The following is a 13,966-nucleotide window of genomic DNA, read 5'->3' as shown; positions in this document are numbered from 1 at the left end:
TCAAAATTTGACGGTGAATTGGGATTCCACTATCCTCGGGCCACCCCACTTCTATGTTGAATGAATCCACATGCAGCCATTATCTTACTCACCTGGCCGGACGGCTGGAGCCCTCGTCGCGATTGTGGCCGGGATTCTGTTCGCGGGAGCACTCTGCGGCCAAGACGCGAAGGTTCCGATTCCACCGGAAGAGGATCGCGTACGCGTCGGCAAGTTGGTGCAAGACATCTACCGAGATGAGTATCGGGCGGCAAAAACGACGCTGCAGCAATCCGAAATTGCACAGAAAATCTTGTCCGCGGGCAGTGAGACCACCGACGACGCGGCGGGCCGATACGTCATGCTGCGACTCGCTCGAGACATCGCGATTCGAGCGGGTGACGCCGACACGGCGACCGAAGCGGTGGATGCGTTGGTGACGTCGTTTCACATCGACGAGTTTCCCCTGCGGGCACAAACGTTGATCGCGGTGACCGGACGTTTGTCGTCGACTCATTACGGGGCGACGAAAGACGCCCTGTTAGAACTCGCCGACATCGCGATCGAGATGGATGACTATGATGCGGCCCAGCAGATCGTTGCCGCAGCCAGTGCTGACGCCAAGCGGGCACGGGATTGGGACAGCAGCAGCAAGGTCGATAAGCTCGCCAATCGGATCGCTGCGATGCAGGCGAAATTCAGAGGCATCGCCGATGAGCTGAAACAATTCCAAGAGGATGCGACCAAACTATCGCCGGAAGCGGCCCTCACGGTGGGCAAGTTTTACGCGTTTTCTAAAAATGAATGGCAGGTTGCCCTGGGACTGTTGGTTGCCGGTAACGACAAGCAGATCGCGGATGCCGCTCGCGCGGAGCGAACACTTCAAAATCAAATTGCCAAGCAGAAAAAGATGGATGACGCGACGTATGAGGCTTGCCTCGACGTCGCGGATCTGTGGTGGCGGTGCGCTGAATCACTCAAAGATTCGGAACAGATCGCCGCGACGCTGCACGCGGGATACTACTACCAGCTCGCACTTCCAGGCATTAAGGGGCTGCAAAACGCGAAAGCCGAATCGCGGATTCGCGATGCAAGGGCTGTCGGAGAAATTGTCTCGCCACTGAAATCAGACGACGATTCGGTAAGGCATACCGATGCCCAGACCGATTTCGAAGTGGTGCCGATGGCGAATCCGCGTGGCACCGTCAATTTGCCGGCCACGTTCGACGACTATGCGATGGGTGGGAACGGACGCTACATCATCTTTCTGCTCGGTTCGATGAAAAAGCTTGCGTTCTTTGATATCGGAAAACGCGATGTGACGCAGTACGTGACGATTGACGACTCCGATGTACGTATCGCGGGTGGCAGCAAGTACTTTTACGTCGCACTTCGCCGCGATAACGTCATTCAACGTTGGAACTACGAAGAGTTCACGAAGGAAGCGACTGCGAAACTCCCGTTCGTGCAACCGGTCGATGTGATCGCGACCGGACATGCCGTTAACGGACCCGTGTTCGCCGGCGCAAAAGATGGTCCAGGGATGTTGTTGAATCCGCAGACGATGCAACCGATCTCCTACATGGTCCGTGATGAAGAGTACCAAAGAGGAGGCGACATTCCCGGTGCAGGACCCGACACCCGCGTCCGCGTGAGTGCCAACGGTCGAGCGTTTAGTTTTTGGGGAACACGCAATTCGCCTGGTGGATTTCGTACGTTGTATTTGGGCGACCGATTCGGCTCGATGTACTATGACCACAAGACGATGGGCTATATCCAGCCGAACCCGGCTGGCGATTTGATGTACACGGCGCTGGGGATCTTCACCACTCAAACGAAAGCGTTCGCTCACAACAACGAACTGGGCGCGAAGAGCTTTTTCGTACCCGCGATCAGTGGCGATTACTGCATCAGCATTCCGCGGGACGACGACAAGGTGCGAAAGAACGTCAAACAAACACAGGTCCACCTGCACGTTGCCGGTAGCACGACGCCTTTGCTGACGTTGCAAGACATTCAGATTCGGCCGGGAGCCTATGGTGATTTCCATGGCCGAGAACTGATGACACTCGATCGTCGTCTGATTTTCGCACCGAAGGCCAATCTGATCGTGACGCTGCCCGATTCAAACAAGTCACTCGAACTGCACCAAGTCGATCTGGAGAAGGAGTTCGACGCGTCTGATGTCAGCTATCTTTACGTTGCGTCTCGACCGCCGACGACATTGAACGCTGGCAATCTCTACCGTTACCAAATCGATGTGCGGTCACGGGCCGGTGACCTGTCGTACGAATTGGCGTCAGGGCCGCAGGGGATGAAGGTTTCGACCAAGGGGCTGATCACCTGGAAATCGTCGCGACGTGTCACTGGATCTCACGACGTATTGGTGACGATCAAAGATGGCGACGGGCAAGAATGCACTCACGCCTTTAAGGTCACAACCGAGTAGTGTGATCCTTTGACCGGTCCGTCGCGAGACGTTTGTTGAGTAGAAGTCGTCTTAGATTGTCGGATTCGAAGCCGACGATTCGGTGTCGGTCCGATCGCGGGGCTGGTCATTCGGATTTATCCGCTCGGCCTGTTGATGGCGGGCGAGTTCGGAAGAGTCTTGCTTGCGAAAGATCTTGCCGATAACGCGACCATGCAGTTTGCAATAGCCAGGGTCGACATAGACGAGGTCATCGTGCAACGCCTCATGTAATTGTGGCAAGCAATAAAACGGGATGCTCGGATAGGCGTGGTGTTCGGAGTGATACGGCAGATTCCACATGAAGAACCGCATCAGCCGATTCGAAATGACCGTGCGGGTGCGGTTGAGAATATTACCCGTCATTTCGCAGCCGGTGTGTTCGCTGGCGAGATACAACGCCAGGAAGGAATGAGCGACGAACAACGAAACCAGTAGGTAGCCCAGTCGCGGCATCCAGTTGACGGCGAGAACAGCACTGCCGACGTACAGCAATAAGACGAGACGTGATTCCCAGACGATTTTTCGACGTGCTCGCGGGCGTACGTGCGGAGCCAATTTTGACCACACCGAATCAGGAACGCCTGCGGCCGGAACGAGGATCATCAGTAATCGCATCACCAACAAGAGCAATCCGGAAGCGAGTGCAAAGTACTCATGCATGCGAACCGGCCAATTGGCAAACGACTCGCCACCGAGAGCGATCTCGGGATCGCGGTTGGGGTCGTGCGTGTGGCGATGATGTTCGAAGTGGAACTCTCGATAGGAGGCCGGCGTCCAGAGCAGGGCAAAACCCGACAGCCATGCGACGGCTTGATTCGCTTTGCGAGAGCGAAATGCGGTCAGATGCGTGCATTCGTGCAGCGGGGCGAACAGCGTCGCTTGGACCAACCCGAGGATCACCGCGGTGAAAACAAAGAACCACGTGTTTTCGAAACGTGCGAACAACAGCACACTGAGCAAAGCGGCGATCAATGAAAACTGCACCGTCAGGCGAACGTAAGCCGGCACGTCGGTTCGTTCCTGCAACCGCTTGAGTGTCTCCCGTGACACGCATTGTCGATCGTCAAAAGATGTCGTTTTCATGATGGAGCGGTGTCAACATTTCGATCAGTAGCGTTTGCGTCCCACAATTGAATTGCGAAAAGATGTTAGGGAACAGCGGGTAATTCGGTTTGGCAGGGTGGTCATGTTCGCCGCGGCCAACAACCAGTTTAGGAAACGCCTGTGCAATAGTAGGTCATGATTTTGAGCGCCCAGACAATTTTGTGCGGTTTCAGCGTTTTTGAACAAACCCGGACCGTGTGTGATGTTGTGTCGTGAGAGTAGAATCTGGCGAGTTGTGGGCGCGTGCTGGTTCGTTATTTGCCTCTGGCTTAGTGTTTTGTGAACTTGAAAGGTGAAGGCGATCAACGAGGAATTTCCTGATCAAGAAGCTGTGAAAAGCAAACGGGCCAAACGCTGGCGATTGGTTTTGTTGTTCGGTGCGGTTGCTGCGATCGTGGCGGGGTTTGGAGGATGGTTGGCGGTTTACTATGTCGGCGCTACGGCGTTGTCGCATGTACCGCTCGAACCGGGCAACGTTGCAGTTCCGACCCTGCGCACGCTGCAGTGGCGTGATCGTTCCGAGACGACCGATCAACTCACTGAATACTGGGCGAAGCGACCGCTGAAGTCGTGGCAGACCGAAGGCAAAATCAACGCTGCACGTGCGCTGTTGGGGCGTTTCCTGCTCCAGAGAGACTTGGATGCCGCCAACGCATATCTGTTGAGTGTCGAACCTTGGGGGGCGGCGGGATCGACATGGTTTCGCCATCCTGAGGGCGACTACGATTTTACGATGGCGGGGCTGACGCCGATCCTGTTTCTCTTTGGGGATCAGCCCGACGTGCTCTATCCGGATACTCGCGAGCATCTGTTGGACGTGCTATTGCCTCTCGAAGGAGGCGAGCCATTGGTGATGGTGCCGCGCACGTTTGGACTGATTCGAGATACCGAAAACCATCTTCTGATGACGGAGGGTTCACGGTATTTGAAGAACCGTTGGATGGCACTGCACGGCAGCACGCGTCCGGAGCATGACAACGTTGCCAACTCGTTGGAGGCATGGTTGTTGAAATTGCTCGATGACTTGCGGTCCGCGGGCGTCTATGAATTCAACTCGATTCCCTATGAAGGTTACACGCTGACGGCGCTGCTGAACTTGGAAGCGTTTGGCTCAGATGCGGTACGAGAATCCGCACGCGATTTGCTCGATCAGTTGAACTGGAATTACGCTTTGGGGAGCTTGCGGTTTCGTCGCTTTCCGCCTTTTCGTCGTCAGCTTGAGCATGCCGACGATGCCGGGCTGAGTAGTGATCGGCATACCGCGTTGATCAAGACGTGGATCAGTTTGTTGCCCGACGGTCCTACTGATTTGAAGATCACCGAGAATCAACACATCGGGATTTGGGGTTGTTGGGCTCCGTATCGATTTCCGGATCAGACGGCGCGCTGGATCATCGAAAAGCCCACAAGCTACTACGTTCAAATCGGGCATGGTCCATCGGGTTCACCGGAAATCTATTCGGGCGGACCCGGGTATTTGTTGACTGCGGGCGGGGTGCATCGTGGAGCCCGTTCGATGTTGGTGGCACGACCGATCACTCTGATTCTTGACGATAAAGCAAAGAACTTGTCTCAGGTGCTGCACCTTTCCGGGCCAGGAACGGACTTTCGCCAGTGGAATTGCACGGGCGTTTGGCGTGACTTTGCCGTCGCCGCCGGGCCTGTCTCAATCCCCAAAGGTTGGAAGCCGGATGCGGCGAGTGAGACGTGGCAGGTGTATCAACGTGGCGAGAGCCTCTGTGTTGCCGTGCATTCGACGAACCAAGTTGGCATCGTCTGTTTGGTGCACGGCGGGGATCCCCAGGCGGCGCTCACGGCCATCGAAACCGCCAATCCCGATGTCGATCGATTGAAAAAGTCGTTTCGACATCCCGGCGGGAATCGGATCGATTACGACACCGGCGCTCCGCAAAGCCGCTGGGTCATTGAACGAGTTGACGGTGAGGCGGTGGACCGTCGGTTCGATTCCTGGCCCCGTCTTCGCGGTGACGTGCCCAGCCAATCCAATGCCGCCCTTCCCAAAGGTCAGGGCGGCTGATTTCTCGGCGGGACGGCGGAGTCGCCCGGCGGTTGGGACGGTTGGCAGAACCTGCTTTCGATCCTGCAAAGCGAAGGCGAGAATCAAAAACTTTCGATGCTGCGGCCGCACGGTGACCCCGATGGGATTCCCCGGTACGCGGTCATTCTGGGCTATCCCGTCTTGGGATCTGGTATTGGTGTGCCGATCAAACGATCGTGCAGCGGGTACTCGGTGCCAAAGATGAGCAACACGCGCGGCAGGGACCGATCTTTGCTTGCGTGTTGAAAATATTGCCCGTGTTCCTCTTTGTATTACCGGGGTTGTTGGCATACGCGCTCTACACCGACGGTCGACTTGATCTTTCAATGATCATCGTCGATGGGGAGGTTCAATCCAAAGGTGTGTATGCAAGCATGATCACCGAATTGTTGCCGCTAGGAATGCGGGGTGTTCCTGTGGCAGCGGTGATGGCGGCGTTGATGAGTACGGCGTCGGGGGCGTTGAATTCGATTTCAACGCTCGTCAGCTATGACTTGGTCAAGCGATTCCATCCCAATGTCAGCGACGAGACCCTCGTCAGGTCAGGCCGAATCGCGGCCGCCATCGCCTTGATGCTCGCCGTCGGACTGGTTCCGGAACTGAATATGTCTGAGAGCATCTACAACTCAATGGCAAGCATCATCTCGCACGGGGCTCCACCGATCACGGCGGTCTTGGTGCTGAGAATCTTTTGGCGAGGTTCTTCTGGTGCCATCCTCGTTTTCAATTGGAAGATGTGGTCTCTGCAAACCGTTTTGACGAATGACTTCCCGGTTTGTGAAGCGTCGTTTTGGTGCTGCGGAATCAGGTGGAAGCGGCGCGTGGATCGGTTTGGCGGATGATTTCGCTGATGCCGGTTTGATTGAATCCCTTGTAGCCTTGGTTGCGTTCGAGTATCTCGAGGTGCGAACCGATACTGCCGTTGGAGCGAAACTTGTCGGCTTGCGACACGGTGATGTTTCCGTCGGCAACGGCGCGTTCGATTCGCGTACTGTCGACCGTCCAACGTTCCCCTTCAGTAAACGCTTGTTTCAAGTATTCAAAGTCGGTGAAGGGCGTCATGGTCTCGATGCCTTCACCGGCGAGTTGCTCTCGCGCGGCATCGAAATCAAATTGGCATTCCAGGTGATGCATCCCCGCCTGCAAGAATGCTTCGCCGTGCAGTTTGCACCACAGTCCCACCGTTCCGAGTTGCTGTTGTGGTGAGAGGCCATCGTGAGCAAAGTCGCCCGTAACCTCCTCGGGTGTGAGGTCGACATCGGCAAAGATAATCACGCCGGTGGCGGATTGTTCCAAGACTTGGGCTCCCCAACCCGCCTCGGCTCCACCATAGAAACGTTCGCGACACACAAATCCCAACGATTCCAAGAAACGGATCAGTGACACAAAATATTCTCGGCTGCTGCGATAGGTGTGATGGTCATGATTGGCCCAACCGAGCCCGAGTCGATCTTGCCTTTGTTTTTGCACACGTGCCGCACGATTGCGACTTTGCCAATACCGACGCTCAGCGGCAAAAAACAAATCGCATGTTCGATCCACACCAAGAGCCTCGATGGACTCGGCGACGAGTCGGCCGGCATGTTCAAACCCCTCCAACGCATCGTCAAAACAGCGTCGCCGCCGGCCGAACGCTTCTTGGTGTTTGAGCACGGATAGGACTTCGTTTGCCGAAACGGCGGGCGCTTCGAATCCTTGATTCCCATGACGCTCGATCACCCACAGCTCACTCAAGGGATGACTCGCTACTTTGGCGAGTCGCACCGCTGCCAACGGATCGCCTTCAATCATCGAGTTGATCTGGTGAGCGATCAAAAAGTCGCAGACGGATTCAACTTTGATGGCCAAGTGATTGATGGTTTTTGTACCCAACCGAATTGCCGGGAACAGACCACCGGTATGTTGCCAGCAAGATTCACCCCCGATAGTTTCGGAAGTAAAGCCTGCGTCGACAAGACGCTGGACCAGTTGCGTGTCGTCGGCAATGCCAATGTTATCCACCCAGTCCAAGAAACGAGTCCCCGTCTCGGCAAGCATTCGGGCAGCCAATTCGGTTGCAAAAGGCATGTTACTGGAGACTCGATCCACTAACTCCGCGACGAGTTGTGCCGCGGTTGCTTCTGTCTGCCAATGGAAGTCGCTGATGTCGGAACGCTTCATGGGATCTATCTCGTTTCCTTGGCCCGGCGATGACTTAACACAACGCAATGACCCGTTTGCGTGCCTTCACGTCGATGTTCCGGTATAATCCGGTGAACAACGTTCGAGAATCAAGCGAGCCATATGACGCTTGCCACCGGCGAACGACACTGGCGTCTTTCAAAGAAATGCCGATGGCGATCGTCGTTCGGATCGCAGTCAAATCCAGACATCGATTTCACGAACGTTCTCATTGAATTATATCCTGCACGTGGATTGCGGGCCAATCGAAACGGGAGCGAATCACATGCATCGGGTGTTGTTACTCGGCGCCGGGAAGATCGGCCGAATGATCGCTCAGCTACTATCAAGCTGTGGTGATTACGAAGTCACGATTGGAGATGCAAGCTCTACGGCACTCGAACGATTTGCTGGCAACCCATCGCTACACACGATGCAGATCGACGCGAGCAATGAAAATGAACTGCGTGCCGCGATGCTCGACCAACACAGCGTTATTTCAGCGTTAAGCTTCCATTTTAATCCCGTTGTCGCAAAGGTCGCTGTCGAGTCAGGCGTCAACTACTTTGATCTCACTGAGGATGTCGAAACCACCCGGCACGTTCAGCGGCTCTCGGAGGAGGTGCAGGCAGATCGAATCGTGATGCCCCAATGTGGGCTAGCACCCGGATTCATTTCGATCGTCGCCAATCAATTGACAAAACAATTCGAGACGGTCGACACCGTACATATGCGAGTGGGTGCGTTGCCGCAGTTTCCGTCCAACGCACTGAAATACAATTTGACTTGGTCGACCGACGGGTTGGTCAATGAGTACTGCAATCCTTGTGAAGCGATCCATGGAACACGGCGAGTGGAAGTCTTGCCTTTGGAGGGACTCGAACACTTCTCCCTCGATGGCGTGCGGTACGAAGCTTTCAATACATCGGGGGGACTCGGCACGTTGTGCGATACACTCGAGGGCCGCGTGAGAGAATTGAATTACAAAACGATTCGTTATATCGGTCATCGCGATCTCGCAGCGTTTCTGATAAACGAACTGCAACTCGGTCACCACCGAGAGACTTTGAAGCAGATTTTGGAACGGGCGATTCCGGTCACCTTTCAAGATGTGGTGGTCATCTTCTGCACCGTGACAGGACAACGAAACCAACAATTGGTGCAGATCAGCGACGCACGAAAGATCTATTCGGAGACGATTAACGATGAAGCCTGGAGTGCAATTCAGCTCACGACCGCATCGAGCGTTTGTGCGGCATTGGATCTTATGGTCGAAGGCAAACTGCCCCGGCAAGGCTTTGTGCGACAAGAACAAATCGACTTGGAAGATTTCAATAAGAATCGGTTTGGCAAACGCTTCGTGACGGATGCCGCAACCCGTTACAGCAAACCGCATACGCATGATAAGGGCAGCGAATGACGCGAGCCTCTCTGATTCAAGCTTTTTATAGACGGTTGTTTCGGCGGTGGACATGAACCGGTATGCGCCGTGGAACGGAACTTCAAATGGGAATTGAATTCAATCTGGCTTCTCTGGGAGGAAGAGACGATGTCAACAATCACACAAACACTCTCGCGACTCGGTGCCACTGAACCGGCAGTGGGCGTGATGACGGGAACGGATTGGCGGGTGGGTCACGGGGAACTTTGCGAGGTGATGTCCCCCATCGATGGCTCGCATTTGGCGTCGATTGCGACGGCGACCGAGGCGGATGTGGAATCGACGGTTGCGGCGGCTCAGGAGGCGTTCCTCATTTGGCGAAGTGTGCCGGCACCGCAGCGCGGTGAGTTTGTACGGAAGATTGGCGAGCGTCTGCGTATGCACAAGTCTGACTTGGCGACGCTAGTGACCTGGGAGGCGGGAAAGATCACACAGGAAGCACTGGGGGAGGTGCAAGAAATGATCGACATTTGTGACTTTGCGGTCGGGCAAAGTCGTCAATTGTATGGTTTGACGATCGCCAGCGAACGTCCGCTCCATCGTCTCGCCGAGCAATATCATCCGCTGGGAGCCATCGGCGTGATCTCCGCGTTCAACTTTCCTGTTGCCGTTTGGGCTTGGAACGCGATGCTGGCGTTTGTCTGTGGTGACCCGGTGATTTGGAAGCCGTCGGAGAAGACTCCGCTTTGTGCGATTGGTTGCCAAGCCATCATCCGTCAGGTACTGGAAGATTCACCTGATGTGCCCAACGCGATTTCGAGCGTTTTGGTCGGTCGGGCTGAAGTTGGACAAGCGATCGCATCCTCGAGCGGTCTACCGCTTGTTTCGGCAACGGGTTCTGTCCCGATGGGGCGTGCGGTGGGAAAAACCGTTGCCGCGCGGCTAGGACGGTCCTTGTTGGAGTTGGGTGGCAACAACGCGATGATCCTCGCGCCATCGGCCGATTTAGAATTAGCACTGCGAGGGATCGTATTCGCGGCGGTGGGTACCTGCGGACAACGCTGCACGACCCTGAGACGTTTGATCGTGCATCAGGAAATCGCGGAGGCATGCCTCGATCGATTAAAGAAGATCTACGCAAATCTGGTGATCGGGCATCCCGAGCAGGATGGGGTTTTGGTTGGACCGCTGATCGACGGTCGAGCATGGGAGGCGATGCAGTCGGCGCTTGCGGCGGCACAGGCTCAGGGCGGACGGGTGACCGGCGGGGAAAAGCTTAATACAGGAGTACCGGAGGGAGGGTACTACGTGCGTCCGGCTATTGTCGAAATCAGTGCCGATGCGGCAATCGTTCACGAGGAAACGTTCGCACCGATTTTGTACGTGATGCGCTACAACTCTTTAGCCGAGGCGATCACAATCCATAACAACGTCCCGCAGGGATTGGCATCGTCGATCTTCACCAATGACGTGTGTGAGGCGGAATGGTTCTGCTCGGCCTCCGGCAGCGACTGTGGAATTGTGAACGTCAATATTGGAACGAGCGGGGCGGAAATCGGTGGCGCCTTTGGCGGCGAGAAAGAGACAGGGGGCGGCCGTGAGTCGGGGTCCGACGCATGGAAAAACTACATGCGACGGACCACCAACACGGTGAACTATTCACACGAGCTGCCACTCGCTCAAGGGATTCAGTTTGACGTGTGACCGGCGAATGCGATTACGGGTTCTTGATCGCATCCACCGTAGCTGAACTCGCCAGAGTTCAGGCGTTTGCGGTTTGTCAAAATGTTCCGGCCTGCTTTCGGGGGGCCCCGCAGTCTGGCGACTTTGGCTACGGGTTTTGGGAACTGGCGGGACTAGCCGGTTGTTCCTAGGCCCGAGGCGACCGCGTTGACGCTCAACAGGAGGCTGGGCAGCAATTGGTCGGCCTGTTGTTGCTCGCCCATTCTGCGGTAGCTTCGCCAGCGTCGTAAAAGCGAGATCTGTTGGCGATGCAGAAGCCGGAGGCCTTCGCCGCGGAGTTGGATCATCCGCTGCACGTTGGGACGTTGCGTCGCCAGCGTGCCGCCGTAGACCTCTTCGACCATCGCGGTGGCGAGTTTCCATTCCGTCTCGATTCGCTCGACAAATCGACTACGTAGTTTCTCGTTCTCGACCAAGTCGCTGTACTCTTTCATCACCTCCATATCGACCGCCGAAACGCTGGTGGCGACGTTGCTGATCAAATAGTGCAGCGGTGCCCAATCACGGAGCGAGGTGATGATGTTCTTGAACGTTTCGGGTTGTTCGGACTTGAGCCGCGAAAGGGCAGTACCGACTCCGTACCATCCCGACAGATAACAACGTGCTTGTCCCCAACTGAAGACCCACGGGATCGCACGCAGGTCGTCGAGCGTCTGTTGTCCGGTGCGGCGGGACGGACGCGAGCCGATGCGACTTTGCTCAATCGCGTCGATCGGGGTGGCGCTGCGAAAGAATTCAACAAATCCGTCGGTGTGCAGCAGGTCGGTGTACGCGTTTCTGGCCCAGGACGCGAGTTCCATCAACGTCGGTTCGAGTGGATGCGGGCCATCGTTTTCGCGTGAATCCATCAACGTTTTGCGGGTGGCGCCGGCCAAGAACAACTCCAGGTTGTAGATCGCGGTCGGTTCATGTGCGTACTTTTGCGCGATCGTTTCGCCTTGCTCGGTCAGCCGAATGTCGCCCGCCAGGGTGCCATCAGGCAGACTCTTGATAAACCGGTGTGTCGGTCCGGCCCCGCGACTGATCGTGCCACCGCGACCGTGGAAAAAGCGGACGCGAACGCCGTGTCGGAGGCCGGTTTGGGTGAGTCGTCGCTGCGCGTGCCGGAGTCCAACGAGGCTCGCCAGAATCCCGCCGTCTTTATTACTGTCGCTGTAACCGATCATGACTTGGCCGACTTTTTGGTCGTCGGGCGAGATCGGATCGGAGTTGTGTTTGGAGTCTTTCGTCGCGGACGTAAGATCCTGTGAGGCACTGCGGCGACGGGCGATCGCGGTCATGCTTCGCTGCGTGATCGGATGACTCAGGAAGGCTTCGTAGATTCCGGGGGATCGTTCGAGGTCATCGATCGTTTCAAAAAGTGGTACTACGGGGAGTGGGCAGATCGGTCCTTCGTCGGTGGGTTGCAACAGGCCGACTTCGCGGGCGAGCAGGTAGACCGCCAGCAAGTCCGATGTGTTGCGTGTCATGCTGACGATCAACGCGCCGAGCCCATCGATGCCGTAGGCTTGCGAATGTTCTTTGACAACCCGCAGAGCACCCAGAACCGCTTCGGCTTCCGCGCCGGCGGCGAAGTCGGGATGGACCATCGGCCGCGAACTGGCGAGTTCGTTTTGCAGGAACTCAATCCGCTTGGCTTCGTCCCATCGCGAGAAGTTCGTGTCCTGGAAGCCCGCCGCCTGCAAGAGCTGTTCGATCGCGATATCGTGCTTGCTGCTGTTTTGACGGATATCCAGGACGGCGAGGTGAAAGCCGAACGTTTGGGTGATTCGCATCAAAGGGGCAACCGCATGCGACGCGGTGTCGGCCATGTCGACGGTCACGAGACTGCGGTGCAATAACCGCAAATCGGCGAGCAACTCGTCGGCATGTTGGTACAGCCAAGATGGTTTTTCGGCGTTGGGATTGGGCGTGGATTCCGTGGTTGGGAGCCGTGCGATCATCAGATTGATGAATTGACGCCACGGCTCGTTCGGGTTGCGGGCGAGGGCACGCCGCCCGGTCGCACCCAGCGTTTCAGCGAGGCTGGCGATGTGGCAGAGGAATTGGTTTGACGGTGGCAACCAGTACGCCGACAGGCTGACCAATCGCGCGAGTTCGACGAGTTCGGAACGCAGCAGCCCGATCGCTTCGGTGCGGAGTTGCGAGAGCGTTTCGGCGGTGACTTGCGGAGTCACCAGCGGATGGCCGTCGCGGTCGCCGCCGACCCAAGTCCCAAACGTCATGCGGGGCAACGCCAGCGGATCGGCGATCGCGGCGGGATCCAAACCGACGTCTTTCCAGGCTTGACGGAGTCGCAAGTCGAGCGGCCGCAGGGCGCGGGGGAAGACGTGCTTGAGGTAGTCCATCAAGTTGCGACGCTCGGATTGCAGGTCCGGTTTGTCCAAATAAATTTCACCGGTTCGCCACAAAATATTGAGAACCGCCTCAATCGCGTTGTCGTTTTCGTCGCGTTTCCAGGGCGGCAAGTCTTCGTTGTGCCGGAGTTGGAAGCGATCAAATAGGCGGCGATGATGGGCCAAGACCGTGGCTCGTTTCGCTTCGGTCGGGTGTGCCGTGAGTACCAGTTCGACACGAATTGAAGGCAGTTGTTGAGCGATCTGGGTGGAAGTCCACCCCTCATCAATGAGCTGATGTAAGCTGTCGCCCCATAAAGCGGGCAAGGGGTCTTCAGGAGTGTCGTTTTCAATGCGATCACGGAAGCGGGCCGCGGAACTTTGTTCGGCCATGCTCAAAAGTTGAAATGCGATCGAATACGCTTGCGTCAACTGCACGCTATCGGTCGGCGCAGCCTGATCGGAGAACGTTTTTCCTGGAATTGGCAGCAGATCCGCGAGTTCACCGTCGCCGCCACGGCGGAGAACTGTTGCAAGCGAATCGAGTAACCACTGCCAATCCCGATCAAGTTGTCCGACGTCAAGTGCGAGAACACTGGAAGAAACCATGGCGGGAGCTTTCGAGGTGGAGGATCAGATGAAGTTCACACGTATCGTATTGACTTGTCCGATTTTTTTCACCGGGGTGTCTGAGTGTCTGAGTGTCTGAGTGTCTGAGTGTGGGAGTGTGGGAG

The 13,966-nt window shown here is 56.3% G+C and carries 8 protein-coding genes; 5 read left to right on the top strand and 3 right to left on the bottom strand.

The window, feature by feature from the left end; genetic code table 11:
* Positions 1 to 70 precede the first annotated feature (70 nt).
* Positions 71 to 2,428 carry a putative Ig domain-containing protein gene (locus NB063_RS16060; protein WP_250929758.1) on the top strand — a complete coding sequence of 786 codons (2,358 nt, stop codon included), beginning with the start codon at positions 71 to 73 and terminating at the stop codon, positions 2,426 to 2,428.
* A 51-nt stretch (positions 2,429 to 2,479) separates the two neighbouring features.
* Here the strand turns inward: NB063_RS16060 and NB063_RS16055 are convergent, their stop codons facing one another.
* Positions 2,480 to 3,532 (bottom strand): fatty acid desaturase, encoded by a 1,053-nt coding sequence (locus NB063_RS16055; protein WP_250929757.1) that lies wholly within the window; start codon positions 3,530 to 3,532, stop codon positions 2,480 to 2,482.
* Positions 3,533 to 3,845: 313 nt separating this feature from the next.
* Here NB063_RS16055 and NB063_RS16050 point away from each other — a divergent pair, with 313 nt between their 5' ends.
* Together NB063_RS16050 and NB063_RS16045 are read left to right on the top strand one after the other, a co-directional pair.
* A complete protein-coding gene (locus NB063_RS16050) occupies positions 3,846 to 5,591 on the top strand; it encodes a hypothetical protein (protein ID WP_250929756.1) in 1,746 nt (581 codons plus the stop codon).
* A gap of 197 nt (positions 5,592 to 5,788) precedes the next feature.
* Positions 5,789 to 6,454, top strand: coding sequence for a sodium:solute symporter family transporter (locus NB063_RS16045; protein ID WP_250929755.1), 666 nt, complete (start codon positions 5,789 to 5,791; stop codon positions 6,452 to 6,454).
* On the opposite strand, the gene NB063_RS16040 is transcribed toward NB063_RS16045, so the two are convergent.
* Positions 6,417 to 7,772: a hypothetical protein gene (locus tag NB063_RS16040; RefSeq protein WP_250929754.1), complete on the bottom strand. Its 1,356-nt coding sequence runs from the start codon at positions 7,770 to 7,772 to the stop codon at positions 6,417 to 6,419. The genes NB063_RS16045 and NB063_RS16040 overlap by 38 nt on opposite strands.
* A gap of 232 nt (positions 7,773 to 8,004) precedes the next feature.
* Here NB063_RS16040 and NB063_RS16035 point away from each other — a divergent pair, with 232 nt between their 5' ends.
* Both NB063_RS16035 and amaB read left to right on the top strand, forming a co-directional pair.
* Positions 8,005 to 9,192, top strand: a complete 1,188-nt coding sequence (locus NB063_RS16035) for a saccharopine dehydrogenase family protein (protein WP_250929753.1) — start codon at positions 8,005 to 8,007, stop codon at positions 9,190 to 9,192.
* Between the two features lie 129 nt (positions 9,193 to 9,321).
* Positions 9,322 to 10,857 carry an L-piperidine-6-carboxylate dehydrogenase gene (gene amaB, locus NB063_RS16030; protein ID WP_250929752.1) on the top strand — a complete coding sequence of 512 codons (1,536 nt, stop codon included), beginning with the start codon at positions 9,322 to 9,324 and terminating at the stop codon, positions 10,855 to 10,857.
* Positions 10,858 to 11,009: 152 nt separating this feature from the next.
* Here the strand turns inward: amaB and NB063_RS16025 are convergent, their stop codons facing one another.
* Positions 11,010 to 13,841 carry a phosphoenolpyruvate carboxylase gene (locus NB063_RS16025; protein WP_250929751.1) on the bottom strand — a complete coding sequence of 944 codons (2,832 nt, stop codon included), beginning with the start codon at positions 13,839 to 13,841 and terminating at the stop codon, positions 11,010 to 11,012.
* Positions 13,842 to 13,966 lie beyond the last annotated feature (125 nt).

This window comes from Aporhodopirellula aestuarii (genome assembly GCF_023701485.1).
Classification (GTDB): Bacteria; Planctomycetota; Planctomycetia; order Pirellulales; family Pirellulaceae; genus Rhodopirellula; species Rhodopirellula aestuarii.
This window is presented reverse-complemented; position numbering and strand designations above follow the sequence as displayed.